Origin of the sequence: Syntrophobotulus glycolicus DSM 8271 (genome assembly GCF_000190635.1) — a bacterium.
In the GTDB taxonomy this organism is placed as follows: domain Bacteria; phylum Bacillota; class Desulfitobacteriia; order Desulfitobacteriales; family Syntrophobotulaceae; genus Syntrophobotulus; species Syntrophobotulus glycolicus.
The window spans coordinates 1,818,351-1,842,914 of record NC_015172.1; the positions used below are offsets into that span (position 1 = coordinate 1,818,351).

Consider the following 24,564-nt stretch of genomic DNA (forward strand, 5'->3'; position numbering starts at 1 on the left):
CAATGAAATTTATTTTCCTTCTCTTTTTTGATATTTTTGGTAGCGGATATCTGTTTCTATCGTTAATTTGAAGACCCGGCACATTTGCAGCAATCTGGAACATGTCCTGTCTCCTAAATAGACTTCAATATCTCCGAAGTCCAAATTACTGGTGATCACTGTCGGCAATTGTTCATTCATACGGTAATTCAGAATGGAATAAATCCTGTTTTTTGTCCACTCCGTATAGTTATGAGCCCCAAGGTCATCCAGGATCAGAACGGGAACCGTTCTGGCAATATCAAGCAGGTCAATTTCACTCGCCGTGTTTTTGGAAAAAGAAGCCCTCAACTCATCAAGCATGTCGGGAACGACCAGGAACAGCAGGTTAATCCGGTTGGCGACCAGATTATTGGCAATCGCGGCCGCCAGAAATGTTTTTCCGGAACCGACCGGACCGGTGAGCAACAGACCGGTTTCATTTTTATGATTAAGCAGGTTTCCGGCGAAAGCCCTGGCTGCCTGCAAAGCCTTCTCAGCATGATGCAAGTGGATTTTTTCCGGATCATTGGGATCCTGATAATAGTCCAGATTAAATTGTCGGAAATCGCAGCCCAGGAGATCCTTAGATAAACGGGCGTATTTAAAAGAATTATCCAATCTTTTTTGCAGCATGCAGGTGCAAGGGATTGCGGTGTCTCCCTCCACAACAATTCCCCTATCCAAACATTTTGCACATTGATAGAAATCCGTCAATTTGAAACAACTCCTTAACCATGGTTCCTTTACCAATCTGAAAACCGCGATGTCAGGGAACCGCTTTAGAGATAAATATTGTCATACTTGCTTTTATTCTTCCCAGTATTCTTTTTACCTGCCGGCCGCTCTGTTTTATTTTTGCTCTGCTTGGATTGAAAATACTCGTCCTCAGCCTGAACCTCAGGCAAGGTTTTCAACCCCTTTTTTTCCCACTCCCGCAATATCGAGTCCAGATATCTGAAATTCCTGATCCCGGCACTCACGCCCCTCCGAAGAGCCTCAATAATCAACTCTTGAGAAAAAGAGGCCGTCAGCCATTTTTCAATATGTTCACACTCAAAACCGGTCAAAGGCCGGCCTATTTCATGTTCAAACACTGTGGTGATTTTTTGCATGCTCAAATCAGTTTCTTTGTTAATTTGGACCTTTGCCCCTTTTTTCTCAGCAAGCTGTTTAAACTTGTTAATTCCCCATATTTCAAACAGCTGGTCAATCAGCCCTTCAAAATCATATTTTGTATGTTTTGCCGTACTGTTTTTTACTCTCACAACGAGGTTCATCTGCGCCAAGTGCTCAATCATACTTTCGATTTCAGCAACGGGGGTATTCATTTTTCTGCTGATATTCCCGATCAGCTCCAGATCTCCGGGTTGATGGTCTTTCTCCGCCAGCAGGTGGATAATCAGCATCATTTCCCCGGGCGTAATACCCAGTTCAAAATAATGATCCAATAAATATTCCGGTACGGATATTCCGCCTGAAAAGGTAAACGACTGGAGAAAGCCGCCATAAAACTTTTTATCCAAAAAAACCACCTCATAAATATATTAGCTCATCTTCGCAAAAAAAGAGAACTATAATCAGAAATATTCTAAAAGAAACGTAATAATAATTTTTTTATCGAACAACATCGATATTCTTTCCATTTACAGGGAGGTTTTTTCAGGAGCTTTAGCGTATTTTTATGTTTAAAAAGAAGGTGGTGTCTGGAATGGATCTTAATCAGGATATCATGAAATTAATCATGAATTCAGGAGCACATCCCGCGCTTGGCTGGAAACACTGCCAAAGGGTTTTTTATCTGGCGAAAGAATTGGCCCAACAATACACCCTTGACGAAGAGATCCTGTATCTTGCCTGTATGCTGCATGACATCGGAAAATACCCCGGTTATGCCCTGCCAAACATTGATCATGTCCTTAGATCGAAAGGAATTGCCTCAAATATCCTGAAAAAATATTCTTATGAACAGAGCAAGCTCAACAAAGTTCTGGATGCAATCGAATCCCACATGTATTATTCAGAGCCGCAGGGAACGGAAGAAGCCATCTATCTTCGTGATGCCAATATCTTAGACAGTATCGGCAATATCGGCATAATGAAGATCTTTTCTTTGATCGGTCATGATGAATTGATTGAGACTCCCGAAGAAGCCATTGCCCGTGTCCAGACATTTGCAGATGCCCTGCCCAAAAAGGTTTCGACCAAAAACGGGAAAAGAATAGCCTTAAAAAGACGGGAGGAAATGATGCGCTTTTTGGGCGGAATCAGAAAACAGACCTCCGAGTATGCCTGGGTATAGTTTATTTTATCGAGTCAAGCATATTCGATATTTCTTTGAGGGTTTCGATCAATACCTCATAGCTTTCTTCATTTCTTTTCTTATCCATCGCAATTCTGAGCTTTCTTCTGAGCCCGGAATAAAGCTGGTTGGCTCTTGCAACGAGGACTTTTTTCTTCACGGGGGCTTTTCTGGCGACAAAAGGCTTCAGTTTTTCATCTTCAATTTCAGACAGTCTTTCTTCCATCACTTTAAGCCACGGTTTGTCCGGCTTAACGCAAATAATTTGGCCGTCTTTAAACTCAATGCTTTCTCCCAATTCCGGAATGAGCGGTTGTTTATTCAATTTTTCTTGCAGTAATAAAGAAAATCCATCTAAAGATTCTCGTTCCCCATGCACCAGAATAATCTCTTCAGCGTCTTTTCCGGCGTATTCCACCCAGTCCAGGAGCTCACGTTGATCGGCATGTGAAGAAAAACCCATGAGCTGCACAATATTCGCTTTTACGGTGATCGTTTCCCCGTGGATGGTCACCTCTTCCGCACCGTCGACAAGTCTTCGGCCTAAAGTTCCTTCCGCCTGATAACCGACGAAAATGACGGTTGTATTTTCTTTCCACAGGTTATGTTTCAAGTGATGTTTGATCCTGCCGGCGTCAGCCATGCCGCTGGCCGAGATAATGATCGCCCTTTCCTGCAAATTATTCAGCCTGATGGAATCATCTGTGGTCACACTAAAATGAAGATTTTTCATGACTAAAGGATTATTGCCCTGATCGATTTTCTCTGTCGTTTCATCATCAAAGACATCCGGATGCCTGTTGAAAATCTTTGTTGCGGCCACAGCCAGGGGGCTGTCAACATAAATCGGGATAACAGGGATCATTTTCTTGTCCTGAAGGTCTTTGAGGTAATACAGGAGATCCTGAGTCCTCTCAACAGCAAATGCCGGGATGATGATATGATCTCCCCGGGCAAAGGCATCTTGAATAATCTGGGCAAACCTTTCCAGGCGCTGCGGTTTTTCCGTATGCATCCGGTCACCATAAGTGGTTTCCATAATGACAACATCTGCCCCGCCGACCTTGCTGGGATTTTCAATATAGGGTTGATCAGACGAACCGATATCACCGGAAAACAAGATTTTTTTAACCCCATCACCCTCGGTGATTTTCAGCATGACATACGAGGAACCTAAAATATGTCCGGCGTCATAAAATTCAAACTCCGCACCGTCCCCTAAGACCACATTCTGGTGATACGGAACAGATAAAAAGGAGTTAAGGGCAGCCAAGCCCTGTTCGGCAGTATAAATTGGGGCAAGAGGAAGCAAGCCAGCCCGAACTCTCTTTCTGTTTTTCCTTTCGATTTCCATTTCCTGAATATGACCGCTGTCCGGCAGCATGACTTCACAAAAGGCTTTCGTGGCCGGTGTGGCATAGACTTTCCCATTATAGCCGCTTTTGATGAGCTTCGGAATAAGTCCGGAATGATCAATATGGGCATGGGTCAGAATTACTGCATCAATGGACAGAGGATCAAAGGGAAAGTCACCATAGTTTAATTCCTTGATAATTTTGGACCCCTGAAACATCCCGCAATCAATCAAAATACGGAAGCCGGAAGCTTCCACTAAATAACAAGATCCGGTAACCGTGCCTGACGCTCCAAAAAAATTGATTTTCATATCTTCCTCCATAAATGTTTATGGGTTTGTCGGCCTGAATTGTTTTATTCTTTTTCTTATCTAGCCTGATATTATATTATGTTTCCTGCTTGATCCTGTCATTCCAAATGAACAAGATTAAGTTTGACCGCTTTGATTGCGGCCTGAGTCCGGTCTTCAACCTCAAGCTTTCGAAAAATATTGGATAAATGGTTTTTAACGGTTTTTTCACTGATATATAGAGAAATACCGATTTCTTTATTTGATGATCCCCTGGCCACGGCCCGCAAAATTTCCATTTCCCGTTTGCTTAAACCAAAGCTGTTTTTATTTTTGGACGGAGTAGAAATCTGGCCGAGCAATTTGCCGGTTACGGAGGGAGCCAAGATGGGTTCCCCGGAGTAGACCTTACGAATAGAATTGACGAGAGTTTTGGGAAAAACATCTTTTAAAAGATAGCCGGCTACCCCGGTTTGCAGAACCTGAAAGACTTTCTCGTCGGAATCATCCACAGTCAGGACGATAATGCCGATTTCAGGACGTTCCCGGCGAATGACCCTGCATGCCTCCAGCCCATTCATTCCAGGCATATTTAAATCCATAAGCAGGATATCAAAGGTTAAGCTGCGGGCAATATTAATCGCCCCTTGCCCATCCCCTACTTCTGTTACAACCTGAATTCCCGGTTCAAATTCTAAGATGCGCCGCAATCCTTCCCTGAGTAAAGGATGGTCATCAGCGATCACCACTTTAATCATTTTCCCGCCCCCCTTTGCTGTGATACGGTATGACGAAAGAATACTGGGTACCATTACCGGCAGAGGATAGAATAGACAACTGTCCCGAATACATTTCAACTCGTTCTCTCATGCCAACCAATCCGAAATGTTCCCCCGGATCTTTCCAAAAGTCATCCGGACTAAATCCTATTCCATCATCAATGATTTTGGCGTCAAGCCTGTCCCGTAAAAAACCAAGAGAAACTTTACACATAGTGGAAGAGGCGTGCTTAGCCACATTTGTCATGCCTTCCTGAATAATTCTGAATATCGGGATAGATAAAGAATGATTAAAATTTTTCGAATCTCCCGTCAACTCAAGTTTTGCCTGAATCCCATACATCTTCTCATATTTAATCATATAATTCCTGACCGTTTCAATAAAATCAGTATCCTCCATATCAATTGGCCGTAAATCAAAAATAATGCGCCTCATGTCTTTCAGATTGGAACGGACTAAATGATTTAAATCCTGAATCTCTTTTTTTACCTTTTCCTGATCGATCTCCAATAGTTTTTCGGCAATTTCCAAACGCAAAATAATATTGGCAAGGTTTTGCGCAGGCCCGTCATGAACTTCTCTGGCGATTCTCTTGCGCTCTTCATCCTGAACCTTAATAATCCGCAAAGCGATTTCTTTGCGAACATCATTGTGATATAGAGTGTTCATATCAGAAATCCCCTGTTTTAACAGGGAAATGGCAAGGCTGACTTGATTCATCAGATTATCGGCCCGTTCAACCGTATGATCAAGATTCTTAAGAGAACGCTCCAATTCATCTCTGCGGTGTCTTAATTGGAGTTCCTTTTCCTGGATCAATTGAAGATCGATCTGGGAATTTTTTGCTTCAATATACACTTCCATCATTTGCTTTTCCGTATATCTCTTGTAATTGAGGCTGGTTTCCATAAGAACCTGTCTGAGCTGCTTTTCTTTTTTCTGCTGAGCGTCAACATTTTTAATTGTTTCCGAAATTTCCACTTTTAAATAGTCCAATTCTTTGTTTAAATGTTGAAACTCCAGCCTTGTGGTTTCCGCAATATTAAATATTTCTTCTTTTCCATTCTCAACTGCTTTTAGGGTTGCTTCGAAAGCCGCGTTTAACCGTTCCATTTCCGACACTCCGAACAATTATTCTGAATTCCCAATAGTAATTCGACACTATTTTGCTTTTTCCTACTATACTGAAAAAATTGATCCTCTTGACATAGAATAACCTGTTTGCTATGATTTATTTTGACTTGACGGGGCGTAGCGCAGTTTGGTAGCGTGCTTGGTTCGGGACCAAGAGGTCGCGTGTTCGAATCACGTCGCCCCGACCATTGAATTACAGTTCATTTGGAAGAGGAGAAGTTTGACTTTGTCAAACTTCATTTTCATATTTGATAAAGTATCCGGAAAGGTGCTGAGATCATGCTGAAAGGCCGGAAAACAATCATCAGGCCCTTGGAAACTGATGATTTGGATATTCTTTATACCTGGTTTAACGACGGAGAATTTTCTCACTGGCTTACCGGCGGCTGGCCCTTGCGTACTCTTCTGCGCCGGGAGGAGATAGAAAGGGTGATCTATGACGATGATCCGCAAAGATATGCAATCCTGGATATTGCCGATCATTCAATGATCGGCACAATTGGTTTCGGGGAAGTCAATGTCCCTTCCAGGAACGCTTCACTCTATATTGGCATAGGAGAAAAAGACCATTGGAGTAAGGGGTATGGATCTGATGCTTTGCATAGCTTTATTGCTTTTCTGTTCAACTCCTGGAATTTACACCGTCTCACGATAAAAACATGGTCCGGCAACAGCCGGGCTTCTTCCTGCTATCAAAAACTGGGCTTTCAACTGGAAGGCCGGCTCCGGGACGCTTATTATGTTGACGGCGCATATCAGGATGAGTTGGTCTTTGGTCTGCTCAAGGAAGAATGCAAGTTTTAATTTTTTCACGGTCTCCTTTTGACTTTTTTGCCCGGACGAAGTTTTTGATTAATATTGATAATATTGTACAATTGCAGTAAAATATAAATAATTGAATTAGACAATTTTAGTTTCTGGGGACAGGTGCAATTCCTTACCGGCGGTAAAGCCCGCAAGCCGCAAGGCCGATTCGTTGAAATTACGAAGCCGACAGTTAAAGTCTGGATGGGAAGAAACGTTTTCTGATGTCGTTGAACATTGGATTAATTGTTTTTGCGTCGAAAAATCCCTCGGAATTTAAAATTTCCGAGTTTTTTTATTTAAGGGTGATTAAAATGCAAACCGGTTTTTCTGATCAAGATAAGTTTTATATGCAAAGAGCGCTTGATCTTGCTGAGATGGCCGAGGGCCGGACCAGCCCCAATCCCATGGTAGGCTGCCTGATCGTGAAAGATGGTCTGATTATCGGCGAAGGATACCATCAAAAGGCCGGTACTCCTCATGCTGAAGTCCACGCTTTGACCGCGGCCGGAAAGAGAGCCTCCGGAGCGGATGTCTATGTGACGTTGGAACCCTGCTCTCACTTTGGCCGGACTCCTCCCTGCTGTGACGCTTTGATTCAGGCTGGGGTGAAGCGGGTATTTGTCGCTCTTGTTGATCCCAATCCTCTTGTCCGGGGAAAAGGAATTCAAAAAATGCGGGCTGCCGGAATTGAAGTATTTACGGGATTACTGGAAAATGAAGCGGCTAAATTGAACGAACCCTTTGTGAAAGCCATGAAAACAAACCTGCCTTTTGTTTTGTATAAATCCGCAAGCACCGCTGACGGCAAGACAGCCTCCTGCACCGGTGATTCCCGGTGGATCACCAATGACCTCTCCCGTAAATATGTTCATGAGCTGCGCAACAGCTATGATGTCATTATGGTTGGCAGTAAGACCATTCTCCAAGACAATCCTCAATTAACCTGCCGGATAGCCGGAGGACGTCACCCGGTAAGACTTATTGTCGATGGCACCCTTTCCATCCCAGAAGAAGCCAGGCTTCTCTCTCTTTCCGAAGGGTCGACAATTATTGCAACTACCCGGGCGGCATCTCCGAAAAAAATAGATAAATTAAAAAAGATCAGGAACAATATTGAGGTATGGGTTTATTCCGAAGAAAGGTACGTACCGCTGAAAACGTTAATGCAGGATATTTTAGAAAAGGGTTATCAGAGTGTTTTACTGGAAGGCGGCGGTACTTTAGCCGGACAGATGATTGCGGAAAAGCTTGTTGATAAGGTGAATTTATTTATTGCCCCCAAGATCATCGGGCAAAGCAGCTTCTCCCCCATTTCCGGGTTTTGTATAAATTCGATGGCCGATGCCGTTATGATCAGGGAGATGGAAATGAAAGAATTTGCCGGAGATATTCTGCTTTCCGGTTATTTAAAACAATAAAGCACGGAGGAACACGAAGATGTTCACTGGCCTGATTGAAGAACTTGGTTCGATAGAAAACATTGAAATTGGCGGAGAATCAGCAGCCTTAACCGTTAACGCAACTAAAGTGCTGGAAGGTACAGTTCCGGGGGACAGCATCGCGGTCAATGGGGTTTGTCTGACTGTGACCAGGATGGGCAACAAGCTGTTTACGGTTGATGTCATGGCTGAGACCCTTCAGAAAACCGGCCTGCAAGAACTGAAACCCATGTCCAGGGTCAATTTGGAAAGAGCCTTAAGACTGAGTTCCCGGTTAGGCGGTCATCTGGTCAGCGGACACGTTGACGGTGTCGGGACGGTGCGGTCCGTCAAACAGGTCGGTATCGCTAAAGTCTATTCGATTCAGACAACTCCGGCAATCATGCATTATTTAATCCCCAAGGGCTCGGTGGCTGTGGACGGAATATCCCTCACAGTAGTCGAAACAGGTACGGATTACTTCACGATTTCGATTATCCCCCATACTTTCCAAAACACAACTCTCTATGATAAAAAAGCAGGCTCCAGGGTTAACCTGGAAACCGATTTGATCGGAAAATATGTCGCCAAGTTTCTTAAAACCGATGAACCGCCGGACCAGAGGGGCTCTCAAGGGATCACACTTGAACAGCTCTCCAGGTTTGGCTTTATTTAAAGGAGTGATATATTGTGGCAACCGAAAGAACTCTTTTTGACACGATTGAAGAGGCTATCGAGGAAATCAGGGATGGTAAAATGATCATTGTGGTGGATGATGAGGATCGCGAGAATGAAGGCGACCTTGTGATGGCAGCCGAAAAAGCCACACCAGAGGCAATAAACTTTATGGCTACTTATGGACGCGGCTTGATCTGCGCTCCTCTGACGAGACAACGCATGCATGAACTGAAACTGGATCCTATGGTGGAGGAAAATACTGATCCTCACGGAACCGCTTTCACCGTCAGTGTGGACGCTTCGACCAGCACAACCGGAATCTCAGCGTTTGAACGAGCGGCTACGATCCGGGCGCTTGTCGATTACAGGACAAACCCCGCGGATTTGCGCCGCCCCGGCCATATTTTCCCTTTGCAAGCCAAAGAAGGGGGTGTTCTGGTCCGCACCGGTCATACTGAAGGTTCCGTAGATCTGGCCCGTTTAGCGGGCTTACAGCCTGCCGGTGTCTTATGTGAAATCATGAATGATGACGGAACGATGGCCAGAATTCCTGACTTGATGGTTTTTAAAGAAAAGCACAAGCTGAAAATGATTTCCATCAAGGAGTTAATTCAATACCGCCGCCGTACAGAAAAGCTGATTGAGATGACTGAGATAATTAACTTCCCTACAGATTTCGGGATATTCAAAGCGACTGGGTACCGCAGTATTTTGGATAATAAGGAGCACCTTGCTTTAATTAAGGGGGATATCTCCGACGGCAAGCCGGTCCTGGTCAGGGTACATTCCGAATGCCTGACAGGTGATGTATTCTTCTCTCAAAGATGCGACTGCCGCGATCAGTTATCTGCGGCCTTAACGCAAATTGAACGTGAAGGGCGCGGTGTCCTGCTCTACATGCGCCAGGAAGGAAGAGGAATCGGCTTGCTGAATAAGCTCAAAGCTTACAAACTTCAGGAAGAAGGCAAAGATACCGTAGAAGCCAATATCGCTCTTGGCTTCCCTGCCGATCTGCGGGACTATGGTGTCGGGGCCCAGATTCTGGCCGATCTGGGAATTACCCAAATCAGGCTGATGACCAATAATCCCAAAAAAATCATTGGGCTTGAAGGTTATGGAATTCAGGTTGTGGAACGGGTTCCCATCGAAATGTCTGTGAAACCGGAGAATAAAAAGTATTTATTCACCAAAAAAGCGAAAATGGGACACTATTTAACCAAAGTTCAATAGGATATTTTTCAGAAAACCTGCTCAAAATCACATGAAGGAGAGAAAAAAATGATCATACATGAAGGTCATCTTTTAGCGAAGGATTTAAAATTTGCCATTGTTGCCGGACGGTTCAATGAGTTTATTACCAGCAAGCTGATTGGCGGGGCCCTGGATGCCTTGAAAAGGCATGGCGCCGACGAAGGAAACATTGAGATGGTTTGGGTGCCGGGAGCATTTGAAATCCCTTTACTTGCGAAAAAAATAGCGGAAACAAAACGTTTTGATGCCGTCATCTGCCTGGGAGCGGTAATCAGAGGAGCTACTCCCCATTTTGAATATGTCAGCAGTGAAGTCAGCAAAGGTGTTGCTCATGTCGGACTGGAAACCGGTATCCCCGTTATTTTCGGGGTACTGACGACCGATACCATTGAACAGGCGATAGAAAGGGCCGGAACCAAAGCCGGTAATAAAGGCTTTGACGCCGCTGTCACAGCTATTGAAACCGCGGACCTGATCAGGAACCTGAAATAGAAAAAAGCATGTCGTTCATTCAACTTAATGGGATAAATCTCAATGTGGAAATCCGGGGCGAAGGCCCTCCCCTGATCTTCATTCATGGCTTGGGCTGTGACCATACGCAATGGAACCAGGAAGCGGCCAGATTGTCCTCGGCTTTTCAAACGATCGTTTTTGATTGCCGGGGACATGGTAAATCCGATAAACCGGTTTATTATTCGCTCCATGATCATATTCAGGATGTTCTTGCTTTAACGGACTATTTTGCTTTGCATGACATTATCCTTTACGGGTCGTCCATGGGAAGCTATATCGCCCAAGGCACGGCAATCGCCCAATCTCAAAGGATCCATAAGCTTATTCTGGTCGCGCCGAAATCAAATGGGCTGACCTCCTCCACCCAGTGGTTATTTCAGGAGCACGCCGGAGAACTGAAAACGATGGACAAACAAGAGAAACGAATGTTTTTTTATCGACATATGGTTTACGATCCCCAGCTGCTGGTTGAACACCCGGACTTGCTCAAAAGCACCCTGACCCCTAAGCAAAAACTGGCTGCTAATAAAGCCCTGGCAGGATTTGATTTCAGAAAAGGATTGCCTGGGATCACAGCGCGGACTCTCGTGATCAGCGGCAAATATGACGGCTTAAATCCTCCTGCCGAGGGACAAATATGCGCTTCGTTAATTCCCGATTCAACCTTTGTCGAGATGCAGTATTCCGGTCATTTGCCCATGTATGAGGAACCCGATCTATATAGAAGTGTGATTGACCGTTTTCTTTTCCAAACAAAATGAAAAAACTTCTGTATGCAGAAACTGACCAAGCCGGTTCTTTCCAAAAAGAGACCGGCTTGGTCAGTTTCTCTGATGATTATTTCATGGTTATTTATGTTTTAGCCTAGGATATTCCGCCTCTTTTTTCGATCAGACGGCTGACTTTACTGTGAACCTTCCCTGCTTCATTAGCCAGCTTAAAATACTTATCCCGAAGATGCTCATCCGCCACTCTGGTAGCCAGTGTGATATAGCCTGAGGCAGCCGCGGCAACATCCTTTTCATAATCATAAAGCATATCTACATCAGTGTATTTCATCAAAATAAAGCTCCTTTCTTAAGACAGATCTGCCAAATGACTTCTCAAGTAACGGGTAACGCCGTCCAAGGCATCAGATTGTTCCTGGAAAAAGCTTCTTACATCTTTGTCATTGGCCAATTCGCTGTATAAACGGCACTTTTTCATGGAAACTTCACTTTCAAGAATAGAACGCACGATCGTACCTTCATCAAATACTCTTTTCATTTCAGTCCTGTTTGTTTCCATTGTAAAACCTCCCTTTAGCAGTATTTACACCTTTAAGGTTTGACAAAAATACAATTTTTATGCATTGTATTGCTTCTTTCTGCTAAAGGTATTGAACCGGCAAATGAGTAGAATTATCTTCCTTTAGAGTTTTATCCCGTATTGACTCCATCTCTGATCAACTAAACGAACGGTTTTTTCATCAGGGGTAACGACACCGGGATAAAATGGCTTCATTCTGGCATCAATGATGACCGGTCCGTGGAAGACCACCCGGTTGTCTTTGATTTCCTGTTGAGCGTAAAGATCATTTCCGGGAGAAAATCGTGTGAATACCTCCCATAAAAAAGCAGTTTGGTCCTTGATCGTTTGGACATGATCGACAATGATGATGAAAGGCCACTTCTGCAATTCCGCAGAGAATTCCGGGATGTTTGTGCTCTCCAGAATCCGTCGGGGAAGTTGTTCATCCCTTGTATAATCCCCGCCTGAAATAAGCAAGCAGCCCGGACAGAAAGAGGTTATTTCACTGATTCCCGGCAAGCCTTCCCCCTCAAATCTTTCCGGAAGCTCCCTGATGGGATGACCCAGGCCCAGCATCACTGCTTTACTGCCTTGATTAAACTTCCTGCCCGTATAATCCAGGGTATCCATTGGCGTATCACTGATGATGAATAAATCCGACTCCGGTCGGAATCTTCGCAGTACTTCCGGCAGCAGGGTGCGGAAATTCCGCAAATCTGTCCGGACATTAGTTAAAATCAAGAATTTAGTCAAGCTCAGCTGACCTTCCCCTAAGATCCGGAAAGCATGAATCAGGGCTTCTTTATCATAACTCTCACGGATGACGGCAGATGTCAGAGCATGAAAGCCTGTTTCGGCATATGTCCACAGGGACTCCACTCCCGGCATGACTAGAGGGAACAAAGGCGCCAATAAGGATTGCAGGTACTCTCCGATAAAATAGTCCTCCTGTCTCGGCTTCCCGACAACGGTTGCCGGATAAACAGCATTCTTGCGGTGGCGAATCGACTTGATATGGAAAACCGGAAAATCATGGGTCACCGAATAATAACCGTAGTGGTCGCCAAAAGGCCCTTCCGGTCGGCGGATTTTCGGTGCGACAGTTCCCGAAACGGCAAATTCAGCTTCCGCAATCAAGGGATGAGGACTAGTTCCCCGGGCGGTCAAATCAATTTTTTTCTGCATTAAAAAAGAAGCAAACAGCAATTCCGGCACATTCTCCGGCAGCGGAGCAATAGCGGAAAGGATTAACGCCGGCGGTCCGCCGATAAATAAAGTGACAGGCAGCTCCCGGTTTTTTTGTTCGGCCAGGTGATAATGAAAGCCCCCTCCCTTTTGGATTTGCCAGTGGATACCGGTCTGGTCAGGCGCATAGGTCTGAATCCGGTACATCCCCAGATTGTGTGATCTATTTTCCGGGTTCTCTGTATAAATCAAAGGCAAGGTGACAAAAGGACCTCCGTCATCCGGCCAGCTTGTCAGGACAGGCAGGGCGGTAATATCCGGAGGGTTCATACTTGTCTGGGCTACCGGGGCATTGGCTAACGGAACCTTTTTTGTCCCTATTTTTGTGAGCTTAAACAAGAGATTCCTTTGCTCCCACAATACTTTTGGGGACAAAGACATCAGCTGATCGACGGACTGTACGGCTTCCCGGACGATTTTTTCCGGCTCTTGCCCTACAGCCAGATCGACCCTTGCTCTGGTGCCAAATAAATTTGTGACAACAGGGAACTTACTCCCTTTAACTTTCTGAAAAAAAAGCACCGGCCCTTCATTTTCTATCACTCTTCGATGAATTTCGGCCAGCTCCAGATGAGGATCAACCTCTACATCAATTTCCTGAACCTGGTTGTGCCTTTTTAAAGCAGCGATAAATTCCCTCAGATTATTATGCAAAGACGACACCCCTTAATATCTCATTTACCTGAATAACAAATCAGGATGATGATCTGATCTATAGGCTCAGATCATCATCCATCTATAAGTATATACAATAATTTAAGATTAAAAAGGAAAACTTTTTGCCTCTTTGACTTTATTTGATATAATGAACAACATTCATTTTCCTTTTAGGCGCCTGCTGATGCTCAAGCACTTTGTAGCCAAATACCGCACCGTAATAAGGCTCATAGCCTTCAGGGATCTTTAGGGCTTTGACCTCTTCCCGGGCAAAGTAAAATCTGAGCAGACCGAGCCAAACTGACCCTATATTTAAGCTTTCTGCGGCGATAAGCATATTTTGAATAGCCGCGGCACAATCCGCCGGCCAGGCCAGGGCATCTTTCCTCCCGGATACGACGATCAAGGTCGGAGCACCATAAGTTACCTTGAAATCAGTTTTGGATGCCATCTTTTGAATCCAGTCCACCTCGGATTCAAGCATTGACTCTCTGGTTTTCAGGTTAATATCCTGTAGCAATTCTTTATTCTGGATAACCGTGAAATGCCATGGCTGCTGATTATGAGCCGAGGGAGCAAATATTCCTGCTTCAATGATCGTATTCAAGATATCTTCATTGATTTGCTCCGGTTTGTATTTGCGAACGCTTCTCCTGTTTTTGATCGCCTTTACAACTTCATTCATCAGACCTTCTCCTGACTTTATAAATTCCAAAAGTATTGAGTACCGTATTGAAAAATTTATGAGTATGGGGAGTTGCTGTAATCAAATCAAATCGGTCTATGAATTATTAGTGTTCAATTCTTTTCTCCATCAGCCAGGAAGTACCCATCAGCAATCCGATAAACATCAGAATATCAAAAAATAATGAACTTAAAGAATAATTTATTCCCAAAATATGATAGGTATGAATCGGTATCTTCTCCATTTGCAAACCGATATTCCCAATAATGACAACAGAAAGAATAAATACCCCTATACCAATTGGTACCGCGAATCTTTTCTTGTGGGAAAATGATTTTGAGGTTGCGATACAAAAGAAAAACAACATATAAATCTCCAGGATCAAAAAGGTCAGATAGCCTACAGCGACAATACTTTTGAATTGATTAAGGGAAAGATGATTTAAAATCAAATTAATAACAGACTGATTGAAATTACCGATAATGAAGACTGCAGCGAAAATACTGAATCCGACCAACGTCAGACAAACAATTGCGGCGCAAATCGTGGCAATCAATTTGGAGAGGATCTTTTTCCATGATATGATCGGAATCATCAGTTCAAGCACCGACTGTTTCCCCGAAAGGTCTCGTTCAAAACGATAGATACTTTCGAAAAACGGATACATACTCAAAATTAATGTGGCAGTGAAAAACAGTATAACTGAGCAGACAAATAAAAACGAGAGTTGCTGTCCGCTATTTTGATTGATTATCTCCGACAAATTGTTATTCCATAAGTAGAGCTTCATGAGCAAGATCAATACAAATGCTAAGAATAGATAGCCGATAAGGAAATATCTTGAGGCTTTCCATTTTTTCAATAATTCATATTTTGTGAGTTTTATCAGCATACAAAGACCTCCCTGTAAACCTCGTCAAGAGTCATGTTTTTTTCGTTTCTGATATCTTCAGTCACTCCCGAGAATTCTATTTTTCCTTCTTTAAGAAAATACGCCTCGTCCAGAATGCCCTCGATTTCATTGATCAAATGACTGGTAATCAGAATCGCGTTCTCGGGATGGAATCCTTTCAGGATAGCGCCCAAAATTTGTTCCCTGGCAACCGGGTCTACTCCGTTTAACGGCTCATCAAGGATGGTAAGCCGGGCGTCTCTGGCCAGGGTTAAAGCCAGAGCAAGTTTCTCCTTCATTCCTTTGGATAACTCTTTTACTCTCATTTTTTGGTCTAAATTCATAAAATTCAAGATCTCATCAAATTTGTTCTCATTAAAATCCATGAAAAAATCAGAATAGACCTTCTTGGCTTCACTGATTTTCATCCAGGCATATAGAAAATCACTGTCTGGAAGATAAGCAACAATTTCCTTGGTCCCCTGCCCAATTATCCTGTTGCAGATTTTTATCTTCCCTGTCGAGGGTCTGATTAGTCCGGCTATGATTTTTAAAAAAGTTGTTTTTCCGCTTCCGTTCGGGCCCAGAAGTCCAACGATCTTTCCCTGTTCAATGTTTAGATTGATTTCTTCCAAGGCCTGCTTTTTAAAATATTTTTTGCCGACAGATTCAGCAATCAGTATCTCCATCTTTAATCCTCCCAAGCTTTGTTCAGGTATTCAACGATCTCTTCTTTACGCATCCCCAGTTCTTTCATTTCAGCCGCAAATCTTCTGGCATATTTTTGAGCCAGTGTATCTTTCAGTTTCTCCAAAATTTCTTTTCCTTCAACGATAAAAGTACCAACCCCCCTTTGGGAGTAAGTGATCCCTTCTCTTTCCAGCTCCAGAAAAACGCGCTGAATCGTATTTGGATTGACCTTTAAGCTTTCAGAGTACTCTCGGACAGACATCATTTTGTCTCCGCCTTTGAGCCTTCCGGAAACGATGTCCGCTTTGATCTTTTGCATGATTTGCAGATATATTGGTGTGCTTTCTCTAAAAACAATCACATAATGACATCTCCAATCTCTTTAAATGCGTTTTAGTGTACTATTATCATAGTACACTAAAACGTGTAAGTCAATTCCTTTGATTACGCAAATTTTTTTTTATTATGACACATCCCGCCATTTGTATTATAATGTTCATATTCTATCCAGCGAGAAAAATACCAGCAAGGAGAGATCCACATGCCAATCAAACTCAATAACAAACTGCTGTTGATCTGTCTGCTCCTGTGCTCCTTGCTTTTCACAGGCAATTTTGGTCTTTTTACGTCCCCCGGATACTTTGATGCAATTACCTTTGATACAGTTGCTCTTGATCCGTTCTCTTTCTCCGGAGAAAGCAGCCATTCAATAAATGACAAAATGAATAGCGGTTATTTTGGTTATCTGTTTTCCACGAATACACTAATCAGCTTTTCCAGCCTTTCAATGAAGCAGCTGCGCTGGCTGGGTGCCAAATCCGGCTGGGGTCTTATTGCGGCATTCATTGCCGCTCTAATGGCCTGTTTACTCTATTATTCAAGGCTCTCGGCAGAAACCTATACCATTTTGTGTTCCAGTATACTGGTTATCTTCCTTCATAAAAAAGACGGGATGAAATGACACGATCGGACATGATAAAGGACAGGGACGATTAAATGTCTCACGGCGGACAAGTAAAGGCTTGGTCCGCGGCAGTTTATCCGTCTGGGCCGCCTTACTGAGAACAAAGCGGACAGGACGGTTATTATTGGAGGAATATTATGGATTCTAAACGAGTATTTTTTATCGTCGTTTTATTAACGGCCGCTTTGTTTTACGTTTCGATCATGGGCCTGCAAATAGGGAGTTTAGAAATTAAAGGCGCAAGCCAGATGCGTTACGGGATAGATATACGCGGTGGAGTTGAAGCGACCTATGAGCCAAAGGGGCTGGGACGGGCACCGACGGACACTGAGCTGGAAGCGGCCAGAAGCATTATTGAAACCCGTATGGATGCCAAAAACATCACTGACCGGGATGTAACAATAGATAAAACCAACGGCAAAATTATTGTCCGGTTTCCCTGGAAATCTGACGAAGCAGATTTTGATCCCCAAAAGTCCGTATCTGAGCTTGGTGAAACAGCAAAGTTAACCTTTAGAGAGCCCAGCGGTAAAATTGTCCTGGAAGGTACAGATGTGGTAAAAAGCTCCGCCCAATTGAATCAGACGGATGGAAAACCGGTTGTCGTGCTGGAGCTGTCTACGGGTGGGGCTGCCAAATTTTCAGAGGCTACGGCCAAGCTGATTGGTCAGCAGATCTCCATCTATATGGATGAAACCCTCATTTCTGCCCCCACTGTACAAACACAGATCACCGGCGGCAATGCGGAGATCACGAACATGGCAAGCCTGGAGTCCGCGTCCGAGCTTTCCAATAAAATCAATTCCGGTTCCCTGCCCTTTTCACTCGAAGCAAAAAACTGCAACATTATCAGTCCGACACTCGGCAGCAATGCCCTCGCCGTTATGGTTACGGCAGGTAAGGTGGCCTTTATGCTGGTTTGCTTGTATATGCTCCTGTATTACCGTTTACCCGGTCTGGTTGCCTGTATCGCTTTGACATTACAAGTAACCGGCCAGCTCCTGGCATTATCGATCCCGCAGTTTACCCTGACTCTTCCCGGTATTGCCGGTGTGATTCTGTCCATCGGCATGGGGGTGGATGCCAATATTATTGTATCTGAACGGGTTAAAGAGGAGCTAAACACAGGCAAAACTGTGCGCAGGGCCATTGAAATAGGCTTTGATAAGGCTTTTTCCTCCGTTTTTGACGGCAATATTACCGTGATTATCATTGCCATTATCTTGATCATTTTGGGCTCCGGTTCCATGCTTTCTTTTGGTTATACACTTTTATGCGGTGTAATCATGAACTTTATCGCCGGGGTCACGGCATCACGCCTGATGATCCGCTCGCTTAGCAATTTCAAGGTATTTCGCAAACCGCAGTTGTTTGGAGCAAGGGGGGTCGCAAAATGATCAGATTCTATAAACGCAGGTATATCTACTTTACGATTTCGATTTGTTTCGTTTTATTGGGGATAGTCGCCGCTTTTATCAATGGAATTCAGCTTGATATCCAGTTTAAAGGAGGGACTATTCTCAAATATACCTATTCCGATACCATTGATGCTGATCAAGCCAATAAATTTGTTGAACAGGCAGTTGGAAGAACAACAAACTGTCAGTTGCAGTCAAATATGGCGAAGAATGAACAAATCCTTATTGTCAGCCTTGGCAGCAAGGAAGCACTTTCTTCACAGGAACAGGAAGCTGTCACTTCCGCGCTCACCACGGCATATCCCAATGCCAATCTGGCCTTGTCGGAATCATTGACGGTTGAGCCGTTCATTGGCAAACATTTCTTTACCAACGGTATGCTTGCCATTGGTCTATCCTTTTTGTTGATTTTGATTTATGTCGGACTGCGGTTCAGAAATATCGGAGGCCTTTCCGCGGGTGTTATGGCAATCATCGCCTTGTTCCATGACGTATTTATTGTCACGGCGGCTTTTGTCATCTTTAAAATTCCATTAAATGATTCGTTTATCGCAGCAATACTGACCATCATCGGTTTTTCCATCAATGATACGATTGTGATTTACGACCGCATCAGGGAAAATGAACGTCTGTTCAGCAAAAAAGTTCCTAAGGAAGAACTGGTTGACACCAGTATCAACCAGTCAATGATGCGCTCAGTCAATACCAATATTGCCGTCTTTGTCAGCATCACCGTAATTTATATTTTTGCCCAGATTTATGATATCGGGTCGATCAGGGACTTTGCGCTGCCCATGATGTTTGGTACGGTTTCCGGCTGCTACTCAACCATTTGTATTGCGGGACCGCTGTGGACCATGTGGCAGAACCGTAAGAAAACCAGGCTCTCTAAAACGGCATAAACTGAAAATAAATGCTCCCCTTGCGTACCAGCTCATATAGCTGGCTACTCAAGGGGAGCATTTTTATTCTTTTGGCGTCCAGGAGGTTTCATGAATCGTCTAAGTTCCGTAACATAGACAACATCATCTTCTTTTTCACATTAAGGAATCAAAGATAAAATGATCTGGTTTTCTTGAAGGATCACATATTATCGGATAGACCAACTACTGATTTTCTGCGATTTTTTCCACAGATCGATATACAGCCCATCCGAATTTAGCAAATCCTGGTGGCTGCCTATCTGATGGATCTTCCCATCGATTCCCAGTACGATGATTTGATGAGCGTTCTTGATGGCAGCCAGCTTGTGGGCGACTACAAATACCGTTTTTTCCCGTACAAGTGCATTGATTGCCTGTTGGATCAGTTTTTCATTTTCAGGGTCTATATTTGCTGTCACTTCATCCAACAGAACAATAGGGGCATCTTTAAGCAAAGACCTTGCAATGGCAATACGCTGCCGTTCACCGCCGGACAAGGTGCTTCCCGCTTCGCCAATAACCGTATCATATCCATTCTTTAAGCGTACAATAAATTCGTGACAATGGGCTTTCTGCGCAGCCGCTATTACTTCCTGATGTGTGGTGTGAGGATTGCCGAAACGGATATTGCTTTCGATCGTATCGTGGAACAGATAGGCCTTCTGAAATACCACGCTGATATTCTCCAGCACCCGGTTGCATTTCATGTTCCTGACGTCAACTCCACCAATTTCAATACTGCCTTGGCCTACGTCCCAGAATCGTGCAATTAAATTGAGCATAGTACTCTTTCCGCTTCCTGACGGGCCCACGATGGCCGTCATCGTATGCTCCGGGGCATGAAAGCTTACATCGGATAAAACTTGCTTTTGGCCATAAGCAAAAGACACATTTTTGAAAACGATATCAAAGCTGGTCAGTCGGATGTCCTCTCCGTCCTCATCCATAAGAGGATAATCCATAATGCCCTCCATCCTGTCCAGGCAGGCATTCATCAAGCGGAGAATCCCGGAGGACAGGCCGATAAGCTCCATTGGAGCATAAAAAGTGAAAAGCATGACCACAAAGAGAAGCATCGATGACAGCGTCATACTGGCTCCGATATAGAAAAATACCACAGTTCCCAGAATCAGGGCGGTACCTAGATGAAAACAACACAAATATAGCCCGATGAGCGGTGCAACCTTCATTTCGAAGTCATAGGATACTACTTCCAGCCTTTTCAGGACACGCTCCAAGCGGGAGCCTTGTTTACCCGCAAGTCGAAAGGCCTTAATGACATGAATGCCCTGCAAATATTCCAGCATAACCGAAGAAGTTTCGGCATGAGCCTGCTGCCGCATGGCTGAATTCTTACTATACATCTTCTGTATGGCTTTAGCCGGCAGCCACGCGGCAGGATAAAAGATGGATGCCATAAGCGCAACATGCCAATCAATAAAGAACAAAAAGACTGTGATCAGAATCGCGCTTACAAAGCCGCTAATCATTTTTGAAAGGAAATTGATCGATGTATTTTCAATAAAAACCAGGTCAGCATTTAAAACGGAGGATATGTTACCCGCATCCGTGTCACTGTAAAAGCCCATCGAAAGATGCAGGAGCTTTTCGCCCAACCTTAATCTTTTGTCGCTGATCATTTCATATCCCACGCCGCTTTGAAAGATATATTCCAACAGCTTGAACAAATACCGCAGTAACGCCGCTCCGGAAAGGAATAGAAACAGGTAAGCGATCCGTGCAGTGTCAATCGTCCCTTCCGTAATCCATTTAAGCGCCAGATAAACGGCGAACAAGGATGAGGATGCCATCGTGCTTTCCAAAAAGCTCATCACAAAAGATAAAATCAGCCTTCCTCTGTATTTACCTGAAATCCGCAGGATTCTGCCGATAATGTTCAGCATAGGTGTTCCTCCCCGCCCAGAGTCCAGCTTTCTGTATAGGTATAAGCATGATAAATCATCTTATATTCAGAACTGCTGTTCAGCAGCTCCTGATGATTGCCACAGGCGCAAATCCGCCCATCTTTCATAACCAGAATCTGATCAAAGCCCATCACTGTACGAATGCGATGCGCAATGACAAGCAGCGTTTTATCTCTCGTAAGCTCACCAATAGCTTCCTGTATCTGCTCCTCGCTGTCCGGGTCAATGCTGGCGGTAGCCTCGTCCAAGACAAGAATGGGCGCATCTTTGAGGATTGCCCGCGCGATGCAAATTCGCTGCCGCTCACCGCCCGATAAACGGTTTCCGGCGTCGCCGGCAAGGGTATGATAGCCATCCGGTGTTTTTAGGATAAAATCGTGGCAGCGCGCTAACTTTGCCGCCCGCTGAATCTCAGCGTCTGTAGCTTCTGGTTTACCGGCCCGTATGTTGTCGGCGATTGAAAGATTCAATAGGAAAGCATCCTGAAACACAAAGCTGATTTTTTCCATGAGCTGCGATGTTGGAAGTCTCCGAACATCTACACCGCCTATGCTGATTGTACCGCCGGAGACGTCCCAGAACCTGCAGATCAGCTTGGCAATCGTGCTTTTTCCGCTGCCGGACGGCCCGATCAGAGCAGTGGATTGCCCTTCCTTCGCAACAAAGGAGACGCCTTTTACGACATCGGTCGCACCATCATAGGAGAAATTCACATCCAGAAAAGAAATGGTGTTATCCTGCACTTCTTGTTTCCTATCCGTATCCCGCATCTCTTCTTCGGACAAAATAGAGTGGATGTTCTGCTCCGCACCCACAACCAGTATCAGACCGTCCGCAAACTCTGTCAGCTTGATCAGCGGAGCGGTAAACCCCATCGACATCATCAGGAACAAAATCAGCTCCGACAGGGAAAGACTGCCCCTGCCATAGAAAAGCAATCCAACAGGCAATACAGTTACCAGCGTTGCCTGGATGAATACATAATAAGCTGTCATAAAAGGCCAGGATGATCGATACCATTCCAGCACATAACGGCGATACCCCTCAATTGCTTCGCGGAAGCGGGAAAAGGAACTTTGGGACTGGTTGAATGCCTTAATTTCCTTCATACCGTTGACAAATTCTACAACTACAGCGTTCATCTTGTCCACTGCGGTGTAATATTTTTTCATTTTCTCTTTTGAACCGTTCATCATCAGGCCGTAAAAAAGCACAGCCAAGGGGATAAATCCCAGCATCGCCAGAGTCAGACGCCAATCAATAAAGGAAAGATACACCAGCACGGCAGCCGGAACAACGGCGCTGGAGATCGTTTCCGGGATGTTGTGCGCAAGAAACCGTTCCAGTTCTTCCACATCATTTTCCATCACCTTTTTCACGACGCCTGATTCCTGTTCAAGCACATATCCCAAGGGCAGCCGCGTCAGCTTATTTGCAAGCTGAACCCGCACATTCCGCAGGATTCGGTAAGCTCCGCGGTGAGAAAGGCGGGTGGAGGTCAAAAACAATACCGTTTTGCATATCAGGCAGACTCCAAGGAGAGCAGCGAAGAGCATCAAATAGGTCAAGTCCGGAGATGGCCTGAGAATCGCTATGATGAACTGTTGAATCAGGAAGTACGGAAGCAGGCCTGCCGCCACGCTTGCGATTGCGCACAAAATGGATGCGCCCAGTTGAGTCTTGTATTCACCGGCCATTTGGAACAATCTCTTTATACTTTGGACCATGAAATCCCCCTATTGAGTACAATGCGCGTCACATCCAATGTAAAGGGCCTGTCGTCAAAGGTGATTCCGGAAATAACCTCCGGGTTATAGATTGCCATTTCCTTAGCGTAGGAAACCGGTACATTGACTGCTTCTTTGTGAAGCGTGGTAAGCACATAGCGGTAATCCTCCTGTATGACGGCCGCATCCACCGTTTGCATCATATTGGCGATATGACTGTCAATTTCGGTTTTTTGCGAAAGTCCCTGCTGTGAGGTTTTATCCAGCCCATCGTCCATCATGGCCGTCAGGAATACATGAGGGTCTTGCGGGAAGCCGTAGGTGTCGTTTACAGATAAATCAAATTCACCCAGTGTGCCTTTCTCAAACCAGGTCATCGTTTCATAACCCTGTATAGAAAGGTCTATGCCGATTTCAGCCAATTGGCCTTTCAACGCCATCAGGATCTGTTCATCAACAGGTTTTTCGCTTTGGTAAATGGCCTGTAAATGCAAAGTTTGCCCTTCCTTTATGCGGATACCCTGAGCATTGGTTTTCGTCCAACCGGAGGTTTCCAATAATGAGATTGCCTGCTTAGGGTTGTAATCGTATGAGTTCAGTTCCACATCGCAGTTCGGTGTTTCTTTGGTGAACAGGGTATCCGCTTTCAATTCCTCACCGTGAAGAACCGTGGCGATAATCTGTTCTTTGTCGATCCCATGCTGGATTGCCTTACGCACATTGTGGTCGCTGAGTACAGCCCCGGAAGCATTGAGCAGAATATTGCGCGTGATGTAGAGGTTATCGGAGAAAATAGTTTCGAGCCTTGAATTGCTCTCAAGCTGTGACAACATGTCATAAGTAATTTGATAAGAACCAAATAATAAATCAATTTCGCCGGACTGAAGCGCCATCATACGGCTGTCGGCGTCCGGAATAATCTTCACGGTAAAGGAATCCGGTCCGGATTCAGCACCGTGCCATGTCGCATTCTTTGTAAAGGTATAAGACTGTCCGGCGATGGTATTCTTTGCTTTTAATTCAAAAGGCCCCGTTCCTGCTGTATCCTCCAGTGTACTGCCGTAAGGGTTGTTTCCGTTCTCAAACATTTTCGGCGACAGTAGGCCGAAGCTACTGGCGCTTAATTCCTGCAAAACAGCGTAATAAGGAGCATCATAGACAAAACGCACCGTACTTTCGTCCATCACCTGAACACTGGTAATCCGTGACACGGCACCATAATAGCCAAAATAGTCCCCGACAAACTCCTGCAATTTTTCTATATTCAGCTGAACTGTCTCTGCATTGAAGGGACTGCCGTCCGTAAAGCTTACGTCTTTTTTCAGGTGGAATGTCCATGTTGTTCCATCGTTCTGCCAGCTTTCAGCAAGACAAGGCTTCGCTTCTCCGTTTTCATAGCGTATCAGAGTTTCATAAACCAGAGGGGAATACCGGATAAAGCCTTGCCCGTCCATAATCCCGATGGGGTCGTAGCTTGCAAAAGCCACGGATTCACCAACCGTAATGCTCTTTTCCCTGTTTGCCTGTTTCTGACTTTGGCAGCCTGCGAAGCTAAACAACACCGCAAGCGACAATAAAATACTGACCATTCTTTTGTTCATT

Annotated in this window: 25 protein-coding genes, 1 tRNA gene and 1 riboswitch; of the genes, 11 read left to right on the forward strand and 15 right to left on the reverse strand. The window is 44.6% G+C overall.

Features of this window, described 5'->3' with window-relative positions; translation table 11 throughout:
- Positions 1–9 precede the first annotated feature (9 nt).
- Positions 10–735 (reverse strand): ATP-binding protein, encoded by a 726-nt coding sequence (locus tag SGLY_RS08900; RefSeq protein ID WP_013624956.1) that lies wholly within the window; start codon positions 733–735, stop codon positions 10–12.
- 65 nt (positions 736–800) lie between these two features.
- Positions 801–1,553 carry a DnaD domain-containing protein gene (locus SGLY_RS08905; RefSeq protein ID WP_148228109.1) on the reverse strand — a complete coding sequence of 251 codons (753 nt, stop codon included), beginning with the start codon at positions 1,551–1,553 and terminating at the stop codon, positions 801–803.
- A gap of 176 nt (positions 1,554–1,729) precedes the next feature.
- On the opposite strand from SGLY_RS08905, the gene SGLY_RS08910 reads away from it, so the two are divergent.
- Positions 1,730–2,320: an HD domain-containing protein gene (locus tag SGLY_RS08910; protein ID WP_013624958.1), complete on the forward strand. Its 591-nt coding sequence runs from the start codon at positions 1,730–1,732 to the stop codon at positions 2,318–2,320.
- A 1-nt stretch (position 2,321) separates the two neighbouring features.
- Here the strand turns inward: SGLY_RS08910 and SGLY_RS08915 are convergent, their stop codons facing one another.
- From SGLY_RS08915 to SGLY_RS08925, 3 genes are all read right to left on the reverse strand, one after another.
- On the reverse strand, positions 2,322–3,986 hold the full coding sequence (locus SGLY_RS08915; protein ID WP_013624959.1) for an MBL fold metallo-hydrolase: 1,665 nt from the start codon (positions 3,984–3,986) through the stop codon (positions 2,322–2,324).
- A 98-nt stretch (positions 3,987–4,084) separates the two neighbouring features.
- Positions 4,085–4,723, reverse strand: coding sequence for a response regulator (locus SGLY_RS08920; protein ID WP_013624960.1), 639 nt, complete (start codon positions 4,721–4,723; stop codon positions 4,085–4,087).
- Positions 4,716–5,858, reverse strand: coding sequence for a sensor histidine kinase (locus SGLY_RS08925; protein WP_013624961.1), 1,143 nt, complete (start codon positions 5,856–5,858; stop codon positions 4,716–4,718). The genes SGLY_RS08920 and SGLY_RS08925 overlap by 8 nt, the downstream gene beginning before the upstream one ends.
- Before the next feature lie 132 nt (positions 5,859–5,990).
- Between SGLY_RS08925 and SGLY_RS08930 the strand changes: the two genes are divergently transcribed.
- The 7 genes from SGLY_RS08930 to SGLY_RS08960 all read left to right on the forward strand — a co-directional run bounded on the left by SGLY_RS08930 (position 5,991) and on the right by SGLY_RS08960 (position 11,307).
- Positions 5,991–6,067 (forward strand) — tRNA-Pro (locus SGLY_RS08930).
- Positions 6,068–6,158: 91 nt separating this feature from the next.
- Complete coding sequence (locus SGLY_RS08935; RefSeq protein WP_013624962.1) at positions 6,159–6,683, forward strand: GNAT family N-acetyltransferase; 525 nt, start codon at positions 6,159–6,161, stop codon at positions 6,681–6,683.
- A 105-nt stretch (positions 6,684–6,788) separates the two neighbouring features.
- A riboswitch (FMN riboswitch) is annotated at positions 6,789–6,903 on the forward strand.
- Positions 6,904–6,997: 94 nt separating this feature from the next.
- Positions 6,998–8,104, forward strand: a complete 1,107-nt coding sequence (ribD, locus tag SGLY_RS08940; protein WP_041445283.1) for a bifunctional diaminohydroxyphosphoribosylaminopyrimidine deaminase/5-amino-6-(5-phosphoribosylamino)uracil reductase RibD — start codon at positions 6,998–7,000, stop codon at positions 8,102–8,104.
- 19 nt (positions 8,105–8,123) lie between these two features.
- Positions 8,124–8,780 carry a riboflavin synthase gene (locus tag SGLY_RS08945; protein ID WP_013624964.1) on the forward strand — a complete coding sequence of 219 codons (657 nt, stop codon included), beginning with the start codon at positions 8,124–8,126 and terminating at the stop codon, positions 8,778–8,780.
- 14 nt (positions 8,781–8,794) lie between these two features.
- Complete coding sequence (locus SGLY_RS08950; RefSeq protein ID WP_013624965.1) at positions 8,795–10,012, forward strand: bifunctional 3,4-dihydroxy-2-butanone-4-phosphate synthase/GTP cyclohydrolase II; 1,218 nt, start codon at positions 8,795–8,797, stop codon at positions 10,010–10,012.
- A 48-nt stretch (positions 10,013–10,060) separates the two neighbouring features.
- Positions 10,061–10,525, forward strand: coding sequence for a 6,7-dimethyl-8-ribityllumazine synthase (gene ribH / locus SGLY_RS08955; protein ID WP_013624966.1), 465 nt, complete (start codon positions 10,061–10,063; stop codon positions 10,523–10,525).
- A gap of 8 nt (positions 10,526–10,533) precedes the next feature.
- Positions 10,534–11,307, forward strand: coding sequence for an alpha/beta fold hydrolase (locus SGLY_RS08960; protein WP_041444757.1), 774 nt, complete (start codon positions 10,534–10,536; stop codon positions 11,305–11,307).
- 103 nt (positions 11,308–11,410) lie between these two features.
- Here SGLY_RS08960 and SGLY_RS08965 read toward each other — a convergent pair whose 3' ends face one another.
- The 7 genes from SGLY_RS08965 to SGLY_RS08995 all read right to left on the reverse strand — a co-directional run bounded on the left by SGLY_RS08965 (position 11,411) and on the right by SGLY_RS08995 (position 16,366).
- Positions 11,411–11,605, reverse strand: coding sequence for a spore coat protein (locus SGLY_RS08965; RefSeq protein ID WP_013624968.1), 195 nt, complete (start codon positions 11,603–11,605; stop codon positions 11,411–11,413).
- Between the two features lie 18 nt (positions 11,606–11,623).
- Positions 11,624–11,833, reverse strand: coding sequence for a hypothetical protein (locus tag SGLY_RS08970; protein WP_013624969.1), 210 nt, complete (start codon positions 11,831–11,833; stop codon positions 11,624–11,626).
- 123 nt (positions 11,834–11,956) lie between these two features.
- The gene (locus tag SGLY_RS08975) at positions 11,957–13,735 is read right to left on the reverse strand and encodes a UbiD family decarboxylase (RefSeq protein WP_041444759.1); all 1,779 of its coding nucleotides are present in this window, start codon (positions 13,733–13,735) and stop codon (positions 11,957–11,959) included.
- Positions 13,736–13,874: 139 nt separating this feature from the next.
- The gene (locus tag SGLY_RS08980) at positions 13,875–14,423 is read right to left on the reverse strand and encodes a nitroreductase family protein (RefSeq protein ID WP_013624971.1); all 549 of its coding nucleotides are present in this window, start codon (positions 14,421–14,423) and stop codon (positions 13,875–13,877) included.
- Positions 14,424–14,529: 106 nt separating this feature from the next.
- A complete protein-coding gene (locus tag SGLY_RS08985) occupies positions 14,530–15,315 on the reverse strand; it encodes a hypothetical protein (RefSeq protein ID WP_013624972.1) in 786 nt (261 codons plus the stop codon).
- Entirely contained in the window at positions 15,309–16,004 is a 696-nt protein-coding gene (locus SGLY_RS08990; protein WP_013624973.1) for an ABC transporter ATP-binding protein, read from the reverse strand. Before SGLY_RS08990 ends, SGLY_RS08985 begins: the two co-directional genes overlap by 7 nt.
- Before the next feature lie 2 nt (positions 16,005–16,006).
- On the reverse strand, positions 16,007–16,366 hold the full coding sequence (locus SGLY_RS08995; RefSeq protein ID WP_013624974.1) for a GntR family transcriptional regulator: 360 nt from the start codon (positions 16,364–16,366) through the stop codon (positions 16,007–16,009).
- A gap of 180 nt (positions 16,367–16,546) precedes the next feature.
- On the opposite strand from SGLY_RS08995, the gene SGLY_RS09000 reads away from it, so the two are divergent.
- The 3 genes from SGLY_RS09000 (at position 16,547) to secF (ending at position 19,289) form a co-directional block, all read left to right on the forward strand.
- On the forward strand, positions 16,547–16,966 hold the full coding sequence (locus SGLY_RS09000; RefSeq protein ID WP_013624975.1) for a hypothetical protein: 420 nt from the start codon (positions 16,547–16,549) through the stop codon (positions 16,964–16,966).
- A gap of 140 nt (positions 16,967–17,106) precedes the next feature.
- Positions 17,107–18,366, forward strand: a complete 1,260-nt coding sequence (secD, locus tag SGLY_RS09005; protein WP_013624976.1) for a protein translocase subunit SecD — start codon at positions 17,107–17,109, stop codon at positions 18,364–18,366.
- A complete protein-coding gene (gene secF, locus SGLY_RS09010) occupies positions 18,363–19,289 on the forward strand; it encodes a protein translocase subunit SecF (RefSeq protein WP_013624977.1) in 927 nt (308 codons plus the stop codon). The genes secD and secF overlap by 4 nt, the downstream gene beginning before the upstream one ends.
- Positions 19,290–19,477: 188 nt before the next feature.
- On the opposite strand, the gene SGLY_RS09015 is transcribed toward secF, so the two are convergent.
- The 3 genes from SGLY_RS09015 to SGLY_RS09025 are packed head-to-tail and all read right to left on the reverse strand — an operon-like array spanning position 19,478 to position 24,563.
- The gene (locus SGLY_RS09015; RefSeq protein WP_013624978.1) at positions 19,478–21,214 is read right to left on the reverse strand and encodes an ABC transporter ATP-binding protein; all 1,737 of its coding nucleotides are present in this window, start codon (positions 21,212–21,214) and stop codon (positions 19,478–19,480) included.
- Complete coding sequence (locus SGLY_RS09020) at positions 21,208–22,962, reverse strand: ABC transporter ATP-binding protein (protein WP_013624979.1); 1,755 nt, start codon at positions 22,960–22,962, stop codon at positions 21,208–21,210. The genes SGLY_RS09015 and SGLY_RS09020 overlap by 7 nt, the downstream gene beginning before the upstream one ends.
- Complete coding sequence (locus SGLY_RS09025) at positions 22,947–24,563, reverse strand: ABC transporter substrate-binding protein (RefSeq protein WP_013624980.1); 1,617 nt, start codon at positions 24,561–24,563, stop codon at positions 22,947–22,949. Before SGLY_RS09025 ends, SGLY_RS09020 begins: the two co-directional genes overlap by 16 nt.
- Position 24,564 lies beyond the last annotated feature (1 nt).

Bases quoted from the DNA above. Each gene is read 5' to 3' on its own strand.
- SGLY_RS08910 (WP_013624958.1), top strand. From the start codon at position 1,730: ATGGATCTTAATCAGGATATCATGAAATTAATCATGAATTCAGGAGCA.
- SGLY_RS08915 (WP_013624959.1), bottom strand. From the start codon at position 3,986: ATGAAAATCAATTTTTTTGGAGCGTCAGGCACGGTTACCGGATCTTGT.
- SGLY_RS08920 (WP_013624960.1), bottom strand. From the start codon at position 4,723: ATGATTAAAGTGGTGATCGCTGATGACCATCCTTTACTCAGGGAAGGA.
- SGLY_RS08925 (WP_013624961.1), bottom strand. From the start codon at position 5,858: ATGGAACGGTTAAACGCGGCTTTCGAAGCAACCCTAAAAGCAGTTGAG.
- SGLY_RS08935 (WP_013624962.1), top strand. From the start codon at position 6,159: ATGCTGAAAGGCCGGAAAACAATCATCAGGCCCTTGGAAACTGATGAT.
- ribD (WP_041445283.1), top strand. From the start codon at position 6,998: ATGCAAACCGGTTTTTCTGATCAAGATAAGTTTTATATGCAAAGAGCG.
- SGLY_RS08945 (WP_013624964.1), top strand. From the start codon at position 8,124: ATGTTCACTGGCCTGATTGAAGAACTTGGTTCGATAGAAAACATTGAA.
- ribH (WP_013624966.1), top strand. From the start codon at position 10,061: ATGATCATACATGAAGGTCATCTTTTAGCGAAGGATTTAAAATTTGCC.
- SGLY_RS08960 (WP_041444757.1), top strand. From the start codon at position 10,534: ATGTCGTTCATTCAACTTAATGGGATAAATCTCAATGTGGAAATCCGG.
- SGLY_RS08965 (WP_013624968.1), bottom strand. From the start codon at position 11,605: ATGAAATACACTGATGTAGATATGCTTTATGATTATGAAAAGGATGTT.
- SGLY_RS08970 (WP_013624969.1), bottom strand. From the start codon at position 11,833: ATGGAAACAAACAGGACTGAAATGAAAAGAGTATTTGATGAAGGTACG.
- SGLY_RS08980 (WP_013624971.1), bottom strand. From the start codon at position 14,423: ATGAATGAAGTTGTAAAGGCGATCAAAAACAGGAGAAGCGTTCGCAAA.
- SGLY_RS08985 (WP_013624972.1), bottom strand. From the start codon at position 15,315: ATGCTGATAAAACTCACAAAATATGAATTATTGAAAAAATGGAAAGCC.
- SGLY_RS08990 (WP_013624973.1), bottom strand. From the start codon at position 16,004: ATGGAGATACTGATTGCTGAATCTGTCGGCAAAAAATATTTTAAAAAG.
- SGLY_RS09000 (WP_013624975.1), top strand. From the start codon at position 16,547: ATGCCAATCAAACTCAATAACAAACTGCTGTTGATCTGTCTGCTCCTG.
- secD (WP_013624976.1), top strand. From the start codon at position 17,107: ATGGATTCTAAACGAGTATTTTTTATCGTCGTTTTATTAACGGCCGCT.
- secF (WP_013624977.1), top strand. From the start codon at position 18,363: ATGATCAGATTCTATAAACGCAGGTATATCTACTTTACGATTTCGATT.
- SGLY_RS09015 (WP_013624978.1), bottom strand. From the start codon at position 21,214: ATGCTGAACATTATCGGCAGAATCCTGCGGATTTCAGGTAAATACAGA.
- SGLY_RS09020 (WP_013624979.1), bottom strand. From the start codon at position 22,962: ATGGTCCAAAGTATAAAGAGATTGTTCCAAATGGCCGGTGAATACAAG.
- SGLY_RS09025 (WP_013624980.1), bottom strand. From the start codon at position 24,563: ATGAACAAAAGAATGGTCAGTATTTTATTGTCGCTTGCGGTGTTGTTT.